This is a genomic window from Pseudomonas sp. LS2P72 (assembly GCF_054897865.1).
In genome coordinates, this window is record NZ_CM142708.1 from 5,642,826 (window position 1) to 5,663,521 (window position 20,696).

18 protein-coding genes and 1 pseudogene are annotated in these 20,696 nt (G+C 59.2%); 12 read left to right on the plus strand and 7 right to left on the minus strand.

Annotated elements, in window-relative coordinates:
- Positions 1-10 precede the first annotated feature (10 nt).
- Complete coding sequence (locus ACYZUA_RS25975; RefSeq protein ID WP_461961147.1) at positions 11-478, plus strand: nuclear transport factor 2 family protein; 468 nt, start codon at positions 11-13, stop codon at positions 476-478.
- Between the two features lie 37 nt (positions 479-515).
- Here ACYZUA_RS25975 and ACYZUA_RS25980 read toward each other — a convergent pair whose 3' ends face one another.
- On the minus strand, positions 516-1,550 hold the full coding sequence (locus ACYZUA_RS25980; protein WP_461961148.1) for an alpha/beta fold hydrolase: 1,035 nt from the start codon (positions 1,548-1,550) through the stop codon (positions 516-518).
- 247 nt (positions 1,551-1,797) lie between these two features.
- A complete protein-coding gene (metE, locus tag ACYZUA_RS25985; protein ID WP_461961149.1) occupies positions 1,798-4,110 on the minus strand; it encodes a 5-methyltetrahydropteroyltriglutamate--homocysteine S-methyltransferase in 2,313 nt (770 codons plus the stop codon).
- A 121-nt stretch (positions 4,111-4,231) separates the two neighbouring features.
- Here metE and metR point away from each other — a divergent pair, with 121 nt between their 5' ends.
- On the plus strand, positions 4,232-5,149 hold the full coding sequence (metR, locus tag ACYZUA_RS25990) for a transcriptional regulator MetR (RefSeq protein ID WP_008155262.1): 918 nt from the start codon (positions 4,232-4,234) through the stop codon (positions 5,147-5,149).
- Between the two features lie 136 nt (positions 5,150-5,285).
- On the opposite strand, the gene ACYZUA_RS25995 is transcribed toward metR, so the two are convergent.
- From ACYZUA_RS25995 to ACYZUA_RS26005, 3 genes are read right to left on the minus strand one after another with little or no spacing between them, the layout of a single operon-like run.
- Entirely contained in the window at positions 5,286-5,783 is a 498-nt protein-coding gene (locus tag ACYZUA_RS25995; RefSeq protein WP_461964125.1) for a GNAT family N-acetyltransferase, read from the minus strand.
- A gap of 2 nt (positions 5,784-5,785) precedes the next feature.
- Entirely contained in the window at positions 5,786-6,424 is a 639-nt protein-coding gene (locus ACYZUA_RS26000) for a LysE family translocator (protein ID WP_461961150.1), read from the minus strand.
- A 41-nt stretch (positions 6,425-6,465) separates the two neighbouring features.
- The gene (locus tag ACYZUA_RS26005) at positions 6,466-6,900 is read right to left on the minus strand and encodes an NUDIX hydrolase (protein ID WP_461961151.1); all 435 of its coding nucleotides are present in this window, start codon (positions 6,898-6,900) and stop codon (positions 6,466-6,468) included.
- A 15-nt stretch (positions 6,901-6,915) separates the two neighbouring features.
- On the opposite strand from ACYZUA_RS26005, the gene ACYZUA_RS26010 reads away from it, so the two are divergent.
- A complete protein-coding gene (locus ACYZUA_RS26010; protein ID WP_461961152.1) occupies positions 6,916-7,095 on the plus strand; it encodes a hypothetical protein in 180 nt (59 codons plus the stop codon).
- Here the strand turns inward: ACYZUA_RS26010 and ACYZUA_RS26015 are convergent.
- Positions 7,092-8,450 (minus strand): HD domain-containing phosphohydrolase, encoded by a 1,359-nt coding sequence (locus tag ACYZUA_RS26015; RefSeq protein ID WP_461961153.1) that lies wholly within the window; start codon positions 8,448-8,450, stop codon positions 7,092-7,094. The two genes, ACYZUA_RS26010 and ACYZUA_RS26015, sit on opposite strands and share 4 nt — an antisense overlap.
- A 258-nt stretch (positions 8,451-8,708) precedes the next feature.
- Here ACYZUA_RS26015 and ACYZUA_RS26020 point away from each other — a divergent pair, with 258 nt between their 5' ends.
- The 9 genes and pseudogenes from ACYZUA_RS26020 to ACYZUA_RS26060 all read left to right on the plus strand — a co-directional run bounded on the left by ACYZUA_RS26020 (position 8,709) and on the right by ACYZUA_RS26060 (position 20,253).
- The gene (locus ACYZUA_RS26020; RefSeq protein WP_461961154.1) at positions 8,709-11,015 is read left to right on the plus strand and encodes a putative bifunctional diguanylate cyclase/phosphodiesterase; all 2,307 of its coding nucleotides are present in this window, start codon (positions 8,709-8,711) and stop codon (positions 11,013-11,015) included.
- Positions 11,012-12,886, plus strand: coding sequence for a putative bifunctional diguanylate cyclase/phosphodiesterase (locus tag ACYZUA_RS26025; protein WP_461961155.1), 1,875 nt, complete (start codon positions 11,012-11,014; stop codon positions 12,884-12,886). Before ACYZUA_RS26020 ends, ACYZUA_RS26025 begins: the two co-directional genes overlap by 4 nt.
- 44 nt (positions 12,887-12,930) lie before the next feature.
- The gene (locus tag ACYZUA_RS26030; RefSeq protein WP_461961156.1) at positions 12,931-13,890 is read left to right on the plus strand and encodes a cytochrome-c peroxidase; all 960 of its coding nucleotides are present in this window, start codon (positions 12,931-12,933) and stop codon (positions 13,888-13,890) included.
- Entirely contained in the window at positions 13,887-15,698 is a 1,812-nt protein-coding gene (locus tag ACYZUA_RS26035; protein ID WP_461961157.1) for a DAHL domain-containing protein, read from the plus strand. The genes ACYZUA_RS26030 and ACYZUA_RS26035 overlap by 4 nt, the downstream gene beginning before the upstream one ends.
- A gap of 590 nt (positions 15,699-16,288) precedes the next feature.
- Positions 16,289-16,375, plus strand: a pseudogene (locus ACYZUA_RS26040) (hypothetical protein); the annotation flags it as partial.
- A gap of 408 nt (positions 16,376-16,783) precedes the next feature.
- On the plus strand, positions 16,784-17,107 hold the full coding sequence (locus ACYZUA_RS26045) for a sensor histidine kinase (RefSeq protein WP_461964127.1): 324 nt from the start codon (positions 16,784-16,786) through the stop codon (positions 17,105-17,107).
- A 222-nt stretch (positions 17,108-17,329) separates the two neighbouring features.
- Entirely contained in the window at positions 17,330-18,130 is an 801-nt protein-coding gene (locus ACYZUA_RS26050) for a helix-turn-helix transcriptional regulator (RefSeq protein WP_461961158.1), read from the plus strand.
- A 161-nt stretch (positions 18,131-18,291) separates the two neighbouring features.
- Positions 18,292-19,911, plus strand: coding sequence for an FMN-binding glutamate synthase family protein (locus ACYZUA_RS26055; RefSeq protein WP_461961159.1), 1,620 nt, complete (start codon positions 18,292-18,294; stop codon positions 19,909-19,911).
- 57 nt (positions 19,912-19,968) lie between these two features.
- A complete protein-coding gene (locus tag ACYZUA_RS26060) occupies positions 19,969-20,253 on the plus strand; it encodes a putative quinol monooxygenase (protein ID WP_461961160.1) in 285 nt (94 codons plus the stop codon).
- A 53-nt stretch (positions 20,254-20,306) separates the two neighbouring features.
- On the opposite strand, the gene ACYZUA_RS26065 is transcribed toward ACYZUA_RS26060, so the two are convergent.
- A complete protein-coding gene (locus ACYZUA_RS26065; RefSeq protein ID WP_461961161.1) occupies positions 20,307-20,681 on the minus strand; it encodes a GtrA family protein in 375 nt (124 codons plus the stop codon).
- Positions 20,682-20,696 lie beyond the last annotated feature (15 nt).

Below are 20,696 nucleotides of genomic sequence, written 5' to 3' on the forward strand. Positions count from 1 at the left end.
CGGAGCACCTATGGATAATGTAAAAAAACTATTGGCTATTGAAGAAATCAAGAAGCTGAGACCACTTTATTGCCGATCCCTCGATGAGAAGAAATTCGAAGAGTGGCGCCGTGTATTCACTCCTGACGCGAAAATCCTGGCTCCAGAGGTTACGGACCGCGCAATGCCGGTTGGTGTGGATGCAATTATCGAATGGGTCCGCAACGTTATGGAGGGAGCCGCGACAGCACATCATGTGCACGGAGCAGAGATAACGCTCTTGAACGATCATGAAGCCGTCGGCGTTTGGGCCTTGGAAGACAACATTTTTTGGCCGACTGAGAGACCTAATGTCTTTGGGGTCAAGCGACATTTCCGAGGGTTTGGGCACTATCACGACAAATATGTTCTTACGTCGGCTGGATGGCGTTTATCAGAACAACTCTTGACGCGTGTCTATGTAGAGATGGATGGCAAGGGACGGGCCATGACAAGCTGATTTAGCCATACGATTGCCGACTCGTCCCGGGCTCGGGTTACAGGAGGTTGTGGTCGGACACCGGATCAATCTGCGCCCAATGCGAGGACTCTTCGCGGTGGGCCTGCAAGTATGGCAACACCGCAGCCAGCAACGGCGCCTTGAACGCCTCCTGGAAACGATGGGCCAATCCCGGAATCAGCGTCAACTGGCTGCCGCGGATATGCGCCGCCAGGTGTACACCGTGCATCACCGGCAATAGCGGATCAGCGGTGCCGTGGACCACCAGCGTCGGAACGCGCAGTTGATTGAGCAGCGCCACACGACTGCGCTCGGCGAGGATTGCCATGATCTGGCGCTTCACGCCTTCGGGGTTGAACGCCCGGTCATAGGACTGCGCCGCCTGATGCAGTAGCGCTTGCCGATCATCGCTCACCGCCGGGCTGCCCAGCGCCGCCAGCAAATCGGCTTGCTGCTCCAGCGCCACTTCGCGATTGGGCGCCCCACGACGCGACAACAGTTGTACCAACGCCGCACTCGGCGCCGGCAAGCCTTCGGCCCCGGAACTGGTCATGATCAGGGTCAGGCTCTCGACCCGTTGCGGCGCCATCGCCGCCATGTGCTGGGCAATCATCCCGCCCATGCTCGCGCCCAACACGTGGAATTGCTCGACGTGCAACGCATCCATCAAGTCAAAAGCATCGTCTGCCATATCGGTCAGGGTGTACGGCGCCGATACCGGCAAACCGAGTTTGTAACGCAGCACTTCGAACGTCAGGTTGGCGTCGACAGGTGCTTGCCGCCAGGTCGAGAGCCCGACATCGCGATTGTCATAACGAATCACCCGAAAGCCTTGCTCACACAGCGCAATCACCACCTCGTCCGGCCAGTGAATCAACTGCCCGCCAAGGCCCATCACCAGCAACAACGCAGGGTCCGACGCACGGCCGATGCTCTGGTACGCGAGGCTCACCTGTGCCAGATCGACATGCTGGGTCGCAACATTGACATCACAACGAGACGCCGCAAAAGACGGGAAGCCGAACAAAAAAGCGGCCAGAAAGACCGCTGTGGATAAATATCGTGCACGCATGAAAAACACCGAAACGCAGAACTCCAGTAGAGCGCGAGTCTGATGAAGTTTGTTCAAGCGCGCTGCCACAGTTACGTGACAGTTTGATGAAGAGTGCTGAACGGTCATTTTCAGGACCGCGTTATCGTTCTTCGCGAGCAGGCTCGCTCCCACAGGATTGATGTCGTACACAACATCTTTGATCGACATAAATCCAATGTGGGAGCGAGCCTGCTCGCGAAGGCACCAGAATGAGCGCCGCAGGACTTTAAGCCAACTGACTCCGCAATTGCCGCGCCGCCGCCACCATATTCACCAACGCCGCCTCAGTCTCCGGCCACGCCCGGGTCTTCAACCCGCAATCCGGATTGACCCACAACCGCTCGGCCGGAATACGCTTCACCGCTTTGCTCATCAACTTGACCATTTCGGCCGTGTCCGGCACCCGTGGCGAGTGGATGTCGTAGACGCCCGGGCCGATGTCGTTCGGGTAGTCGAACGCTTCGAAAGCCTCCAGCAATTCCATGTCCGAACGTGAGGTTTCGATGGTGATCACATCGGCGTCCATGGCCGCGATGGACTGGATCACGTCGTTGAATTCGCTGTAGCACATGTGGGTGTGGATCTGGGTTTCATCACGCACACCGCAGGCGCTCAAGCGGAAAGCTTCCACCGCCCAGTCGAGGTATTCCTGCCATTGCGCCCGGCGTAGCGGCAAGCCTTCGCGGAAGGCGGCTTCGTCTATCTGCACGATCTTGATACCGGCGCTTTCCAGGTCCACCACTTCGTCACGCAAAGCCAAGGCCAGTTGCTGCGCCTGAATTTTGCGCGAGACGTCTTCACGCGGGAACGACCACATCAGCATGGTCACGGGACCGGTGAGCATGCCTTTCATGACCTTGTCGGTCAGGCTCTGGGCGTAGGTGATCCAGTCGACGGTCATGGCGTTCGGGCGGCTCAGGTCACCGTAGATGATCGCCGGCTTCACGCAGCGCGAACCGTAGCTCTGCACCCAACCGAACCGGGTGAACAGATAGCCGTCCAGTTGCTCGGCGAAGTACTCGACCATGTCGTTGCGTTCGGCTTCACCGTGAACCAGCACGTCCAGCCCCAGGCGTTCCTGGACTTGCACGGCGTGGCGGATTTCGCTGTGCATGGCGTCGATGTAGTCGTTGGCCGACAGCTTGCCTTGCTTGAAGGCCTGGCGTGCCAGACGGATCGAACCGGTCTGCGGGAACGAGCCGATGGTGGTGGTCGGGAAGGCCGGCAATTTCAATCGCGCACGTTGCTGCTCGATGCGTTTGGCAAACGGCGAGTGACGTTGACTGTCCTTGTCACTGATGGCGTTTATCCGTGCCTGCACCTCGGCTTTGTGGATACGCGGTGACTCGGCGCGACTGGCCTGAATCGCACGGCTCTCGGCGAGGGCGGCTTGCACCTTGGTAGATTGCGGGTCGTTCAGGGCATCGCGCAGCACGGCGATTTCGCCGCACTTCTGCACGGCAAATGCCAGCCAGCTTTTCAGTTCCGGGTCGAGTTTGTCTTCGCGATCCAGGTCCACCGGGCTGTGCAGCAACGAGCAGGAACTGCTGACCCACAGGTTGTCGCCAAAGCGTTCCTGGGCCGGTTGCAGTTGAGCGAGCACTTGCTCCAGTTCGCAGCGCCAGACGTTGCGTCCGTTCACCAGGCCCACCGAGAGAATCTTGTAGGTCGGCAGACGGTCCAGCACCTGGCCGAGTTGATCCGGGGCGCGCACGGCGTCGATGTGCAAGCCTTGCACCGGCAGGCTGACCGCCAGGCCGAGGTTGTCTTCCAGACCACTGAAGTAGGTCGCCACCAGTTTTTTCAGCGGCGAGTATTGAAGGATGTGATAGGCGCGTTCGAAGGCGTTTTTCCAGGCCTGAGGCAGGTCGAGGGTCAGGATCGGTTCGTCGATCTGCACCCACTCCACGCCTTGGGCGGCGAGGCGACCGAGGATTTCGCCGTAGATCGGCAGCAGGCATTCCAGCAGGTCGAGTTTGTCGAAATCGTTGCCTTTGGCTTTGCCCAGCCACAGGTAAGTCAGTGGGCCGATGATCACCGGTTTGACGTTATGGCCGAGGGCCCTGGCTTCGTCGACTTCGTCGAACAGCTGTTCCCAGCTCAACTTGAACTGCTGGTCAGCGCTGAATTCCGGGACCAGGTAGTGGTAGTTGGTGTCGAACCACTTGGTCAGTTCCTGGGCGTATTGCGCTTGGCTGTGTTCGCCGCCGCAGCAAGCAGCCGTGGCGCCACGGGCCATGGCGAACAGGGTGTCGAGGGTCGGCAGGCCGCGCGAGTCCTTGACGCTGTCGAAACGCTCGGGGATCACACCGAAGGTCAAGGAATGGGTCAGGACCTGGTCGTACCAGGCGAAGTCGCCCACGGGCAGCAGGTCGATGCCGGCGTCTTTCTGCAATTGCCAGTGGGTGGCGCGCAATTGGCGGCCGACGCTTTTCAGCGCGTCCTGATCCAGATCACCCTTCCAGTAGGATTCGAGGGCTTTTTTCAGTTCGCGGTCCGCGCCGATGCGTGGAAAACCAAGTGTGTGTGCCAGAGCCATGGTGAGCTTCTCCCTGTAATTAGATGCCGTAAAACGTGGCGCTATTGTCGACAGCCAACCCAACATGAGACAAACTCAACCTTTTCGTGTTGATCACAAGTTTTTCTCATGGAGCCATCCGGTGCTTGAAATCCGTCACCTGAAGACCCTGCACGCCTTGCGCGAAGCCGACAGCCTGGTCGATGCCGCCGACCGCCTGCACCTGACGCAGTCCGCCCTGTCCCACCAGTTCAAGGAACTGGAGGAGCGCATGGGCATGCCGCTGTTCGTGCGCAAGACCAAACCGGTTCGCTTCACCAGCGCCGGTTTGCGCCTGTTGCAACTGGCCGACGCCACCCTGCCATTGCTGCGAGGTGCCGAGCGCGATATCGCGCGGCTGGCCGGTGGCACCGCCGGGCGTTTGCACATGGCGATCGAGTGTCACAGTTGCTTTCAGTGGCTGATGCCGACCATCGACCAGTTCCGCGATGCCTGGCCGGAAGTCGAACTGGACCTGGCCTCCGGGTTCTCCTTCGCCCCGCTGCCTGCGCTCGCCCGTGGCGATCTGGATTTGGTGGTGACCTCTGACCCGCTGGAACTGGCCGGGATCACCTACGTGCCGTTGTTCACCTATGAAGCGATGCTCGCGGTCGCCAATCAGCACCGTTTGGCGAGCAAGGCCTACATCGTTCCGGAAGATTTGCTCACGGAAACGCTGATCACCTACCCGGTGGAGCGTGATCGGCTGGACATCTTTACCCGTTTCCTCGAACCGGCCGATATCGAACCGGCTCAGGTCCGCACGTCGGAACTGACGGTGATGATGATGCAATTGGTGGCTAGCGGTCGCGGCGTGTGCGGCATGCCCCATTGGGCGCTGCATGAATACAGCTCACGGGGTTATGTGAAGGCCAAGCGGCTGGGTGAGAAAGGTTTGTTTGCGACGCTGTACGCCGGGATTCGCGCCGACATGCTGGATGCGCCGTACATGCGCGATTTTTTGCTGACCGCGAAGGACACGTCGTTCTCGACACTCGACGGCGTCAGCGCCGTTCGCTGACACACCACAGCCCTCTGTAGGGGCAAGCGGTGCGGCGATCCGACTTGCCCGCGATGGGCGCGGCGGGGTCATTCAGACAGACCGCATTATCGTTCATCGCGGGCAAGCCTTGCTCCTACAGGGGATTGCCGTGGGTTTAGAGCTCCCGCCACATATGGATTTTGTCGAAGTAGTCTTCGCCCACCCGTACAGCCAAAGGTTCGAGGCCAAACTGGATGAAGCCGCAACGCTGGTAGAGGTTGAACGCGGCCTCATTGCCGGCGGTGACGGTCAACTGGATCAACCTCAGACCTTTATGGTCCTGCGCTTCAGCCAGGGCGGCTTGCACCAGGTGATAACCGACCCCGCGTTGCCGGACCTTGCCCGACACGTACATGCCAAACAATGTCGCCTTGTGCCGGGCCTTTTCCCGGGGTTCGAAGGCCAAGCCAACGATGCCCGCCAACTCACCGTTTTCGAACGCGCCGAACACCACGTCCAGTTTGCTGGTCAGGCGTGACTCCCACCAACTCAGCGGCATCACGGCGCGTTCGCGCACGCTGGAGGTAAACGCCTGGGGATGCAGGTCATAGGCTTCGAGCATCAGCGCCCGATAATCCAGAGCATGACTGGCATCAAGCCGTTCAATCCACATGTTCAAGCCATCCGTCGTTGTTCCAGCATCAGTCGCACCGCCAGCGCCGACAGCACGAACCCCATGAAATAGCGCTGCACCGCCAGCCAGGACGGGTTGTTGACGAACCAGGAGGCGATGCCCGCGGCGAACAGCGCGATCAGCAGATTGACGCTGAAACTGACGCTGATCTGAGTCAACCCCAGCATGATGCTTTGAGTGAACACCGAGCCATGCTCAGGCGTGATGAATTGCGGAAACACCGACAAATAAAACACGGCGATCTTCGGGTTCAGCGCACTGGTGAGAAAACCCATGGTGATCAGTTTGCGCGACGAATCCGGCGGCAACTGCTGCGCTTCGAACGGTGAGCGCGCACCCGGTTTGACGGCTTGCCAGGCCAACCACATCAGGTACAGCGCGCCAGCCCACTTCAGCACTTCGTAGGCCATCGGCACCGCCAGAAACACCGCAGTCAAACCGGCAGCGGCCGCGAACAGGTGCACGAAAAACCCCGCGACCACTCCGAGCAACGAGGTCACGCCGGCCTTGCGCCCCTGGCAGATCGAACGGGAGATCAGGTAAATCATGTTCGGCCCCGGCGTCAGTACCATCAGCAATGCGGCAGCGGCGAAAATCAGCAAGTCTTGAAGCGGGATCATGGGCAGTCCTTGCTCTTATGAAATCAGCGTCAGGGGAATAATCAGGCAGTTTCGGAAAACAAGGCACGATAAAACGGCAGGATCAGGTCCCGTGTCAATGGCGCCAGCGTGACATTGCCGTCGGTGGCCGGGTCGATCCAGCGCACCTCTTCGATCTCCGCCGCAGGCGATACGTCTGAATCGATGGTCAGCTGAAAGAGTTCGGCCTGGACGGTAAAACCCGGCTCATTGGCGGCCGGTGCCGAGAATTGCCCGAGATAAGTGGCGTGTGCCGGATCGATGATCAGGCCCAATTCTTCTTCCAGTTCACGGGCCAGCGCGTGGACCGGTTGCTCATGAGCTTCGATCTTGCCCCCCGGCTGCATGAACGCCACGGTGCCGCGCTTGCGGACTAACAACGTGCGACCGTCCGGGCCGATCAACAGGGCCGCGGCGATGCGGATGAGGCGAGGTGAAGCAGCGGATGAAAGGGTCATGGATCAGGATCGTCCTTGGAAAAAGACGCAAGGATCACATGGCCGCTGCCGCTTCGTCACCCCGAAAACAGCATCTCCCCCCCTATGGGAGCGAGCCTGCTCGCGATGAACGATAATGCGGTGTTCCTGAAAAACCGCGTCGTCTTCATCGCGAGCAGGCTCGCTCCCACATTATTGGACGAGTACAGCTCCTAGACCCCACTAGCCTCGAGAATCGCCACTTCCTCCGGCACCTTTACAAAAATGCTGTATTTCGCGCCTTCCATGGCTTCGAAGGCGATCAACTTTTCCACCAGCGGCCCATTCAACACCTTGCCGGCATTGAGCAGCAGCATGCCGTTGTCGGCATTGAGGTTGCGCGCCAGAATCATGCCCGCCGTCACTTCCCGTGTGGTCAGCACCTTGACCGACGGATCGGCCAACGAAACATCGCTCAGGTAGGCAGCACAGACCTGGATGAAATCCTCCACCATCTCGGGATCGTAGAGTCGCCCGGCATAGCTGCGGATGTAGACCAGCGCTTCATCACTGTTCATCTGCCGCTCGAGGATCAGCCCGCGTTGCAACTCGATGAAATCCACCGCCAGTTTCAACAGCCGCGAACCGAACGGAATCGCCTCGCCCTTGAGCCGGTCGGGGAAGCCGCTGCCATCCCAGCGCTCCTGATGATGAAGAATCAGACGGGCGGCGTCCTTCATCGGCTCGAGCGTCATCAACAGTGATTCACTCTGCTTTGGATAACCGCGATAGCGCTCCCGATCGCTGTGATGCAGCAGGTCCGCGGGCGCGGTCATCATGCTGTCGGTCCAGCTCAGTTTGCCGATGTTGTAGAGCGCCGCCGCCATGGTCAGGTCGCGACTGGTGCCCTCGTCCAGGCCATGAAGTTTGCAGTAGACCCGCACCAGTTCGATGATCTGGCGGTTGGTCTGTTTGGCCGGCGGCAAGCGCAGGTTGGCCAGCAGCGAGAACACCTCGGTGCCGGTGACATAGCTGTGCTTGAGTTCTTCGTAGGCCAGGTCGAGCATGTCGGCGGTCTGCTGGAGTTCTGAAGTGCGGGCGGCGACGTGCTTTTCCAGGGTGGTGTTAAGCGACTTCAATTGGTCGTTCTGCACCCGGGTCAGCTGCTCCAGGCGCTGGCGTTCGCGCTCGGAATGTTGATGAGCCAAGGCCTGACGCAAGGTCAGGAGCATTTCCTCGTCATTCCAGGGTTTGCTGATGTAGCGGTGAATCTTCCCTTCATTGATGGCTTTGATAATCGTCGGCATGTCCGCGTAGCCGGTGAGCAGAATCCGGGTGGTCGTCGGGTAAAGCTGATGGATGCGGGCCAGCAGCGTGGCGCCATCCATGTTGGGCATGCGTGCGTCGGTCATCACCAGATCGATGGACTGTTGCTCCATGATCTCCAGCGCTTGGGCACCGCTGGTGGCCAGCAGCAACTCGTAGGGCTGGCTGCGTAACAGGCGACGCAGGCTGTTGAGGATTGACTCCTCATCATCGACCAGCAGCACCTTGGGTTTATCGTTCAAAGTCGTGGGGAGTTGCTCTTCCATGGCGTCACCTCAAGTAAAACGGGCACATCGTTATGACAGGCCCCGACAAACATCCCCTATTGCCGGAGCCTGACCTACAGGCTAGATGATTTTCAGTCCGCCAAAGGAAATGATTCAGCTCATTGAGTTGCGCGAAGTGCTGGACTGACGACTATGCTCAGCTGACTCGGATCCATAATCTGTACGTTCGGCCAGGTGATCAGGGAAAGGAAGCCCCTCTATGAGTACACCGCATCAAACTGCTGCCGGTTCTGGCGTATGTCGATAAATACGCTGCTGGCACGGACCAACCGGCGAATTCTTATCGTCGACGACACCGCCTCGATTCATGCGGACTTCGCCAAGATCCTCAGTCCGCCATCGATCGATGACGACAGCCTGATCAGCGCCGAAAATGCCCTGTTCGGCACCCCTGCGGCGCTGTCGCTGCAAAGCTTCGTGCTCGACTCGGCGTTCCAGGGCCTCGAAGCCCTGGACAAGGTCGAGGCGGCGCTGGCCAACGACATGCCCTATGCGATGGCCTTCATCGACATGCGCATGCCGCCGGGCTGGGACGGGTTGGAAACCATCGAACGGCTGTGGCAGGTCGATCCCAAGCTGCAAGTGGCGCTCTGCACCGCTTATTCCGACTATTCCTGGGAAGACATCGACGAACGCCTGGAACTGGGCGATCGCCTGCTGATTCTGAAAAAGCCCTTCGATGCCATCGAAATCCGCCAGATGGCCAGCGCACTGACGGCCAAGTGGCAAATGACCGAAGACGCAGAGCTGAAGATGTCGCTGCTCGAACAGGCAGTAGAAGAACGCACCCGAGAGCTGTCCGACGCCAATATCATCGTGCAGAACAGCCCCACCATTCTGTATCGGTTGCGCGGCGAGCCGTCGTTTCCGTTGATGTATATCTCGCACAACATCACCAAATACGGTCATGTCGCGGCGAAACTGGTCGCCTCGGCCAACTGGGCCCAGGAGTTGATTCATCCCGACGATCAAACCAAGGTCGACACGGCCATGGCTCGGGTGCTGGACCGTCATGCGGCGGGCGCGTCCATCGAATTCCGGATGCGCACCGGTGAAGGAGCCTGGCGCTGGGTCGAAAACCGCTACATCCCGGTGCGCGACGATGAAGGCCGTTTGCTGGAAGTCGAAGGCATCATCATCGACATCACCGAACGCAAACTGGCCGAGGAGAAAATCGCCCTGCTGGCCCGCACCGACGGGCTGACCGGGCTGGCCAACCGTGCGACGCTGATCGAGCGGTTGCACCAGGCATTCGCCGCTGCTCGTCGCGGGGCAGCACCGTTCGCCATGTTTTACCTGGACCTGGATCACTTCAAACGCATCAACGATACCCTCGGCCATCCGGTGGGCGACCTGTTGCTGCAAGAGGTTGCCCACCGGATCAAGGACTGTGTGCGCAAAAACGATGTGGTCGCCCGCCTCGGCGGTGACGAGTTCGCGATCTTGCAGCTGGACGTCGGCGACCCGACCCAATCCGCAGCCCTGGCCGCCAAGATCCGCGATACGTTGGTATTGCCCTATTCCCTGGCCGGCAATGATGTGCGGGTCTCGGTGAGTATCGGCATCAGCAGCTGCACCCCGGAAAGCACCAGCGCCGACGGCCTGCTGACCCAGGCCGATATGGCGCTGTATCGATCCAAGGAAAAGGGCCGCAACCAGTACCACTTCCATTCCGAGGAGATCAATCAGGAGGTGGTCGAACGCATGACCATCGCCAGCGACTTGAGAGCGGCCATCGAACACAAAGAACTCGAACTGCATTACTGGCCGGAAGTGGACCTGAGCAGCGGCAAAATCCTCGGTATGGAAGCTCAAGTCAGCTGGAACCACCCTGAGCGCGGTTTACTGGAAGCCCCGGCGTTCCTGCCCGCAGCGGAAAAAACCGGCACCATCGTCGCACTCGGTCACTGGGTGCTGGATCGCGCCTGCCAGCAAATGCGCCAATGGCGCGACGAAGGCATGGCGCCGCCGGTGATTGCGATCAAACTGTCCCTGGCCCAACTCAAAAGTGGCCCCGAACTGATCTACGACGTGCTGCGCACCACTGCACGCTGGGAACTCTGCCCCTGGGACCTGCGCTTCGACGTCACCGAAGCGACGCTGGCCCAGACCAAATGGACCCACAACGATGTGCTGCCGCGCCTGCGTGAGCTGGGGGTGAAGATCGCCATCGACGACTTCGGTACCGAGTATTCCTCGTTCGACTACCTCAAGACCTACCAGGTCAATCACCTGAAACTCGCTCAGGCCTTCATCGACACCGCCGCCCGTGATCCGGCCAGCGCCAACACCCTGCGCGCCATCATCAACTTTGCCCGTGAAGTCGGGATCGGCATCATTGCCGAGGGCGTCGAAACCCAGGAGCAGCGCAGCTCGCTGATGGCCACCGGTTCACCAATGAACGCCCAGGGTTACTTCTTCAGTAAAGCGGTCAGCAGCCAGCAGGCCGCCGAACTGCTGAAGGCCGGCAGCATCGTGCCCCCCAATTACGACATCGGGCCGATCCTGGAGAATCCGCCACGCTTCACGGAGGACAAAGGATGAAATCGCCTTTCGTGCGGACCAACCGGCGCATCCTGATCATCGACGACACGCCCTCGATTCATGAGGATTTTCGCAAGATTCTTGGCCCTGAGATTGAAGATGAACAGACCCTGGCCGGCGCTGAAGAAGCTCTGTTCGGTACCGTGCAACTTGATCGGCTGACGTTCCAGCTCGACTCGGCCTACCAGGGCCGGGAAGCCCTCGAACTGGTCGCGCGCGCACGGGCCGAAGGCCGCCCCTATGCCATGGCGTTCACCGACATGCGCATGCCACCGGGCTGGGACGGCCTGGAAACCATCGAACAACTGTGGAAGGCCGATCCTCACCTGCAAATCGCATTGTGCACGGCCTTTTCCGATTACACCTGGGAAGACATGGCCGAACGGCTGGAGTTCGGCGACCAGTTACTGGTGCTGAAAAAACCTTTCGACAGCTTGGAAATCCGCCAGATGGCCAGTGCCCTGACCTGGAAATGGCAGATGGCGCAGGACGCTGCAATGAAGGTCCTGAACCTGGAGCAAACCATCGAGGCGCGGGTCCATGAATTGCTCAAGGTGTCGCACCTGTTGCAGTACGACGTGCTGACCGAGTTGCCCAACAGCACATTGCTCGGTGACCGGTTGAACCAGTCCCTGGCCCTGTCCCGTCGCCATGACAAACAACTGGCCGTGATGTTTCTGGGCCTCGATCGCTTCAAGCGCATCAACAATGCCCTGGGTCATCCGGTCGGGGACGAGATGCTCAAACAGGTCGGGCGCAATCTGGTGGCGACGGTGCGCGAGTCCGACTCGGTGTTTCGCTACGGTTCCGATGAATTCGTGGTGATCCTCGCCGACGTCCGCCATCCCCAGCAGACCAAGGGCATCGCCGAAAAACTCTTGAATGCCATCCGCGCGCCGCAACACATCGCCGGCCACGACTTGAGCGTGACCGCCAGCCTGGGCATCAGCATTTACCCGGACGACGGCTTCGATGCCATCGCGCTGATCAAGAAAGCCGAAACCGCGATGCGCAACGTCAAGGAAAGCGGCCCGAACGATTTCAGTTTTTTCATCGACGAGATGAACCAGCGCGCCCGCGATCAGCAAAGCATTGAGAGCGGCATTCGCCTGGCGCTGGAGCGCAACGAATTTGTCCTGCATTACCAGCCCAAACTGGACCTGGGCAGCGGCCAGGTGGTCGGGGCCGAGGCGTTGATTCGCTGGAAAAAACCGGGGCACGGCCTGGTCTACCCCTCGGAGTTCATCAGTGTGGCCGAAGACAGCGGTTTGATCGTGCCATTGAGCAAATGGGTGCTGGCCGAGGCGTGTCGACAAGCCTGCGCCTGGCAGGCCGCGGGGCTGCCGAAGATCTGTATGTCGGTGAACATGTCGGCCATCGATTTCCGTCAGCGGGACTTTGTCGACGGCATCGAACAGACCCTCAAACAAACAGGTCTGGAACCGGGCTTGCTAGAGCTGGAAATCACCGAAGGCGTGTTGATGCAAAACGTCGAAACCACGGTGAACGCCCTGACCCGGCTCAAGGTCATGGGCGTGCGACTGGCCATCGATGACTTCGGTACCGGTTATTCCAGCCTGAGCTACTTGCGACGTTTTCCCATCGACGTGCTGAAAATCGACCAGTCGTTCATTCGCGGTTTAAGCAGCGATAGCAACGACGCCGCCTTGGTCAGCGCCATCATCAGCCTGGGCCGGAGCCTCAAGCTGACCATCATTGCCGAAGGGGTGGAAACCCTCGAACAACTGGATTTCCTCAAGGCCCATCAATGCGAGGAAGGCCAGGGTTTCTACTTCAGCAAAGCCGTGGAGCCAGACGCCTTCGTCAGGTATCTGGGGTCGGTGAAGCCCTCTTCATCCGCAGCCACGTGAACGATGCGCAACGACACACAGGCCCCAAGCCAAGGAATCATCAGATGTCGCCTTCCTTTCACCGTCTGCTATTGGTGCCGTTGTTCGGGCTCTGCCTGAGCGCCGGTGCCGCGCCGCTGGATGAACCGCTCAAACCGCTGTCGGCGGTGCCCCAGCAGAATCCGTTGCGGGTCGAACTCGGTCGCCAGTTGTTCAACGAGACACGCTTGTCGGTCAACAACTCACTGTCCTGCGCCAGTTGCCATCGACTGGAAAGCGGCGGTGCCGACAACAAGGCATTTTCCATCGGGTTCAACGGCGTTCCAGTGACGGTCAACACCCCCAGCGTGTTCAACTCCAGCCTGAATTTCCGGCAGTTCTGGAACGGCCGCGCCGACACGCTGGAAACCCAAATCCACGAAGTAGTGCAAAGCCCCAGCGAAATGGGCAGCAACTGGGTACACGTGGTGGAAGTGCTGTCCGCTGACCCGGCTTATAAGACCTCGTTCAGTAACGCCTACCCCGACGGCGTGACCATGAACAATGCGCAAAATGCCCTGGCCACCTACGAACGCACGCTGATCAGTGCCAACTCGCGTTTCGACCAATACCTGATGGGCGATACCGACATTCTCAGCAGAGAGGAAAAGTACGGTTACCAACGTTTTAAAGACTACGGCTGTATCGCCTGCCACCAAGGGGTGAACATCGGCGGCAACATGTTCCAGAAATTCGGGGTCATGGGCGACTACTTCAAGATTCGGGGCAACCCCACCGAAGCCGACCTGGGACGCTATCTGGTCACCAAAGACGAAGAGGACCGCAACGTGTTCAAGGTCCCGAGCCTGCGCAACGTCGCCGTGACCGCGCCGTACTTTCACGATGGTTCGGCCAAGACCCTCGAAGAGGCGGTGGATGTGATGTTCAAGTTCCAGCTCGGACGTGTTCCGTCCGCCGAGGACAAGACCCTGATCATCAAATTCCTCAAGACCCTGACCGGTGAATGGGGAGGCAAGCCCTTATGAAAACAACTAACCGCCGCAACCTGGCGTTGCTCAGTGTCGTGGCCGTGATGCTGGCTTCGGTGCTGCTGTTCCTGTACCTCAAATCCAACTCGAACCAGACGACGACCTACGCCGAATCCCGGGACGTGATCGGCCGGATCAAGCAGTTGAACGCACAATGGGAAACCGAGATCCTCAAGGCCAGGGTCGCCATCAGTCACAACTACGATCCGTTGGTCGCACCGCTGACCGAGATGACGAACCTGTGGGAGCGGTTCGACACGATGGAGTCGAACCACGGCCGCACCGAATCGCCTACCTGGCGCGCCAGCCATGATGCCTACCTGAACGCCCTCCAGGAAAAGACCCGGTTGGTGGAGCAGTTCAAGTCGCACAACGCCGTGCTGCGCAACTCGCTGGCGTTCCTGCCCACCGCCGAGGACGACATTCATGAACAGCTGGCCCAGTTGGTGGATGAGGACCAACTGCAACTTCAGAATATCGCCACTGACACGTATGACTTGCTGCTCAGCAGCCTGGAGTTCGCTCAGGTCACCTCCGATGACAAGGCCGCCGACATCCTGCTCGGGATAAACAAACTGGGGGTGAACAAACAGCGTCTACCTGAACAGTTCCACAGTCCGATCGATATTCTGAGCAATCATATTTCACTGATCCTGCGTGAGCAGCCAGTGGTCAATCGGTTACTGAAAAACATCGAAGACGTTCCCGTGGCCGAACGCCTGGACGACATTACCAACCTGCTCAACACCGACCAGCAGCGGACCGACGCGGTCGACCAGCGCTATCACTTCTACATGCTGTTGTTTTCAGTGCTGCTGGTGTTGCTGCTGATGTACCTGGCGATTCACCTGATGCGCAGTTTCACGGTGATCAATCGCGTCAACAAAGCCCTGCAAACCGCCAATGAAGACCTGGAGCTGCGGGTTGAAGAACGCACCCGCGAACTCAAGGATACCCAAAGCGAACTGCTCGACACCGCGCGCCAGGCCGGCATGGCCGAGATCGCCACCAATGTGCTGCACAACGTCGGCAACGTGCTCAACAGCGTGAACATTTCGGCCGACCTGGTGACCCGCAAACTGCGCGCCAGCAAAGCGCAGGGCCTGGGCAAGGCCATGCAGCTGATCAACGACCATCCAGGCGACCTCGGCACCTTCCTGACCGAAGACGCAAAAGGCAAATTGCTACCTGGCTACCTGAATCAACTGGTGGACGCGATAGCCCTGGAACAACAAGGCATGACCGACGAACTGGCCCAGTTGACCAAAAGCGTGGACCACATCAAGGACATCGTCGCCACCCAGCAATCCTACGCAGGCGCCAACAGCCTGATGGAACCGCTGCACATCAGCGAATTGCTGGAAGACGCCCTGCGCATGAACTCCGGCGCCCTGACCCGACACCACGTCACGGTGGTCAAGGAGTACAGCGACGTGCCGCAAGTCATGGGGGACAAGCACCGGTTGCTGCTGATCCTGATCAACCTGATCAGCAACGCCAAATACGCCATGTCCGACCTCAGCAACCGCCCGCGGCAAATGACCCTGGGGGTCAAAGTCGTCGAAGACAAGACCCTGCAAGTCAGCGTCAAGGACGACGGCGAAGGCATCGCCGAGGAAAACATGACGCGCATCTTTGCCCACGGGTTTACCACCCGCAAGGAAGGCCATGGCTTCGGCCTGCACAGCTGCGCCCTGGCCGCCATCGAAATGAACGGCCACCTCACCGCCCATAGCGACGGACCGGGCAAGGGTGCGTTGTTCACACTACAGATCCCGCTGAAAACCGTAACGGAGGAAGCATGAGCGAGCTTTCGAACCGACGCATTCTGCTGATCGATGACACCCCGTCCATTCACGTGGATTTCCGCAAGATCCTCACGCCCACGCCGGTGCAGACCGTCGAACTGGACGAGATGGAAGCCGCACTGTTTGGCAGCGAAGTGAAATCATCCAGCGCACTGTTCGAACTGGACTCGGCCTATGGCGGCCAGGAAGGCCTGGACAAACTGAACCAAGCCTTGCAGGAAAACCTTCCCTACGCCCTGGCCTTCGTCGACATGCGCATGCCCGAGGGCTGGGACGGTGCGCAGACCATCGAACATTTGTGGCAGGCCGACCCGCGCCTGCAAGTGGTGGTATGCACCGCCTACTCCGACTATTCCTGGGATGAACTGCTCGATCGATTGCAGGCCCATGATCGACTGCTGATTCTGAAAAAACCGTTCGACAATATTGAAGTCCAGCAAATGGCCAACACCCTGCTGACTAAATGGGACATGACCGAACGGGCCAGCGTGCAGATGGACCATTTGGGGCAGATGGTCGAGCACCGAACCCGGCAGCTCACAGACGCCAGCGTGGAGTTGCAGCGGGAAATCGACGAGCGCAAACAGCTTGAAAGTCAGTTGGTGCAATCGGAGAAACTCGCCTCATTGGGGCAACTCGCGGCCGGCGTTGCTCATGAAATCAACAACCCCATCGGCTTCATTTCCTCCAACCTCGGCACCCTGGATGGCTACTTCAAACAGCTGCAGGAAATGCTCGACGCCTATCGGGATGCGGAAGAGGCGATCGGCTCCAGCGAGCTCATCGAGCGTTTGAACGAACTGCGCGAACGGGTCGAGCTGGAATTCCTGCGCGAGGACATTCCACTGCTGATCAAGGAATCCAAGGACGGCATCAACCGGGTCGGGCAAATCGTCAAGGACCTGAAGGACTTCTCCCGGGTGGACTCCAATCAGGAATGGCAGTGGGCCAATCTGCAACAGGGCATCGAATCGACCTTGAACATTGTCGCCAACGAACTCAAGTACAAGGCCGATGTGCTGAAGGAATATCAGTTCCTGCCCGACATCGAATGCCTGCCTTCGCAAATCAATCAGGTGATCATGAACCTGATCGTCAACGCCTCTCAGGCCATCGGCCCGGAGCGCGGCACCATCACCTTGCGCACCGGGCTTGAAGCGGAAACGGTGTGGATCGAAGTCGCAGACACCGGCATCGGCATTGCGCCGGACAGTCTGCAGAAAATCTTCGACCCGTTCTTCACTACCAAACCGGTGGGCCAGGGGACGGGGCTGGGGTTGTCCCTGTCCTATGGCATCGTGAAAAAGCATCGGGGGGATATTACGGTGCGCAGTGAAGTTGGGGTGGGGACCACGTTTCGGGTCCAGTTGCCGATTCACCAATCCAAACCGTTCCCACCTACGTAGCCTCCTGGAAATCCATCTCCGGTGGCTGACGACCCGAAACGTCGGACCGCTCCACAGGGGAAAGGAGACACCACTTCCCGGGCAAGTTCGACTTTCATGGGTATTCCTTGTTCTTGATCAGGCTGGCAGAAAGATTGCCCGGTCGGTATCTGTGCGCCAGTATGCGCAGCAAGCCACCGGCCTGACATCACGCCGCTGGGGTAACCCGATAGGGGTAGAGGCATGACACTTTCGTTAGACGACATCGCATGGCACCGCTCGGTCGGGCAACTGATCGACGGCCTGGACAAGCCCAATTTCTGGACGCAGCTGGTGCGGTTGCTGGATCAGTACGTGACCTTCGACAGCTGGGTGGCGCTGCTTTTCAGCGCTGATCAGCACCCGCAAGTATTCGCCGAATGCCCGGGCGCGGACGGCAGTCCCGATCCGTTGTTCCAGGATTACCTGCGCGGTTTGTACTTGCTCGATCCGTTCTACATCGCCTGTCGCGAGCAGTCGCGCACCGGGCTCTATCGCCTGTCGGAAGTGGCGCCGGAGCATTTCGAGCTGACCGAGTATTACCAGCGCTACTTTCGTCTGAATGTGGTGGCCGATGAAATCCAGTTCAATTGCCAACTCGAAGGCGACCGCACGCTGTGCCTGTCACTGGGCAGCAAGCAGCGTTTCAGCGGCCAGCAGATTGCCTTGCTGTCGCTGATCCAGCCTTGGGTGCTCGGCCTGTTGCGCCAGCGCCTGCCCTACGAAATAAACGAAGCCTTGGCCCTCGCGCCAGCACCACCGAAAGCCGACTGGCGCGTGCAGCTGGAAGCGTCGGTGCAACAACTCAAAGGCGCGCAATTGACCGCCCGGGAGCTGGATGTCGGGCGCTTGATGCTCAGCGGTTGCTCCAGTAAAGAAATCGCCCGCAAGTTGGAAATCTCTGTCGAAACCGTGAAAGTCCATAAGAAACACATGTACAGCAAACTGGGGATCAAATCCCAGTCAGAGCTGTTTTCGATTTTTCTCCAGGCACAAAATGCCTGACACAGCACAACCCTGTAGGAGCCGAACTTGCTCGCGATGGCGGTCTTTCAGTCAAAAATCTGGTGTCTGACACGACGCCATCGCGAGCAAGCTCGGCTCCTACAGAGATTTGTGTGATCCACCGTGTTGAATACAACCGAGTCCGAACCCAAGGAAACCGTATGAGCCTGTCACTCCTGAGCCGCTACGCCTTCTTTGCCGTCTGTGTGATTTTCACCCTTGCCAGCCTGCCCTTCCTGGAGCACGACTGGCTCTGGCCGATCACCGTCGTCACCGGCATCCTCAGCCTCGTGGGCCTGTTCGATCTGCTGCAAAGCCCTCACGCGGTGCGCCGTAATTACCCGATCCTCGGCAACATCCGCTATCTGGTGGAGGGTATTCGCCCGGAAATTCGCCAGTACTTGCTCGAGTCCGACAGCGACGCCCTGCCCTTCTCCCGGGCCCAGCGTTCGCTGGTCTATTCACGGGCCAAGAACGAAAGTGCCGACAAACCCTTCGGCACGTTGATTGATGTGTATCAGTCGGGTTTCGAATTCATCGGCCACTCCATGCGCCCGGCGCCGTTGAGCGACCCGAGCAGTTTCCGGGTAACGGTCGGCGGCCCGCAGTGCACGCAGCCGTACTCGGCGTCGGTGTTCAACATCTCGGCCATGAGCTTCGGCTCCCTCAGCGCCAACGCCATTCGCGCGTTGAACCAGGGAGCGAAACTCGGCAACTTCGCCCACGACACCGGCGAAGGCAGCATCAGCGCCTATCACCGGGAAAACGGCGGCGACCTGACCTGGGAACTCGGCAGCGGCTACTTCGGCTGTCGCACCGCTGACGGGCGCTTCGACCCGGAACGCTTCGCGGCACAAGCGCAGACGCCCCAAGTGCGGATGATCGAAATCAAAATCAGCCAAGGCGCCAAGCCTGGTCATGGCGGGATTCTGCCAAAGCACAAGGTCACCAAGGAAATCGCCGAAACCCGCGGCATCCTGATGGGCGAGGATTGCATCTCGCCGTCGCGGCACAGCGCGTTTTCCACACCGATTGAACTGATGCACTTCATCCAGCAGTTGCGTGAACTGTCCGGCGGCAAACCGGTGGGCTTCAAGTTCTGCCTCGGTCACCCGTGGGAATTCATGGGCATCGCCAAGGCCATGCTGGAAACCGGCATCCTCCCCGACTTCATCGTGGTCGACGGCAAGGAAGGCGGCACCGGCGCCGCGCCCGTGGAGTTCACCGACCACATTGGTGTGCCGATGCGCGAAGGCCTGTTGTTCGTGCACAACACCCTGGTCGGCCTGAACCTGCGGGACAAAATCAAACTCGGCGCCAGCGGCAAGATCGTCAGCGCCTTCGACATTGCCAGCGTCCTGGCCATCGGCGCCGACTGGGCCAACTCGGCACGCGGCTTCATGTTCGGTTTGGGCTGCATCCAGTCGCAAAGCTGCCACACCAACAAATGCCCGACCGGCGTCGCCACCCAGGACACCCTGCGCCAACGCGCACTGGTGGTTCCGGGCAAGGCCCAACGCGTCTTCAACTTCCACCGCAACACGCTCAAGGCCCTGGCCGAAATGCTCGCCGCTGCCGGGTTGGAACAACCTTCGCAATTGTCGGCCAAGCACTTGGTACGGCGCATGTCGGCAACCGAGATCAAATTGTTTTCGCAGTTGCACGTGTTCTTGAAACCGGGGGAGTTACTGACCGGTGAAGTGAATGGCGAGTTTTACTCGCGGATGTGGCAGATGGCGCGGGCGGACAGTTTTGAGCCGAATGAGTTGGCGGCCGCGTAAACAACGTTTGAACGCCAACCTCATCGGGAGGTTGGCTTTACACCAAGGAAGAACAGCATGCTGAAAGTCATCGCTGAGGATTTCATCAAACCCGAACACATTGAAACCGTTCGCCCGTGGTACGCCGAACTGGTCGAGAAGACTCGACTGGAACCTGATTGCCTCGCTTACGACTTGTTCATCGATCAAAAAGACCCCGGGCACTTTATCTTCGTCGAACAATGGCCGAATCAGGCGGCGCTGGATGCCCATTGCCAGTCAGAGCATTTTCGGCGGCTGGTACCGCAGATCAACGCTTACCAGGCCAGGGATTGCATGGTCGTGAAGATGGATGCGTTCTGACGCCCGCCGTCACCAATGAGCAGCCAAACATTGGAATCATAGGCTGAAAAACCTCATGACTCGTCTCCACGAAACACCACAAACCTGGAAAAGAAAAACTCGCCAATCAGGTTCAACAGCCAAAACGATGTCACCGTCACCAAACCATGCAGCTGCCACAGATCGGCAATACGTCCAATGCAGTAGCTCACGCCCCCCATGAAACCGAGGAACAACAAATACCCAAGCGCCGCTGCCTTGCTCTCAAAGGTGTAAAGAGCATTCACATAGAAAGAAAAGGAGGCCGCGACGCAAAACGCCACAAGGTTGCTGATCGCCTGACTGAGTTCGGCGGCGACAGTGAGCACATAAAAAATCTGCCAATGGATCAGCGCATTGGCCACGGCAATGACCGCGTAGCTACAGAATCCTTTCGATAACGCTTTCATGCTGGCTCCTGCCAA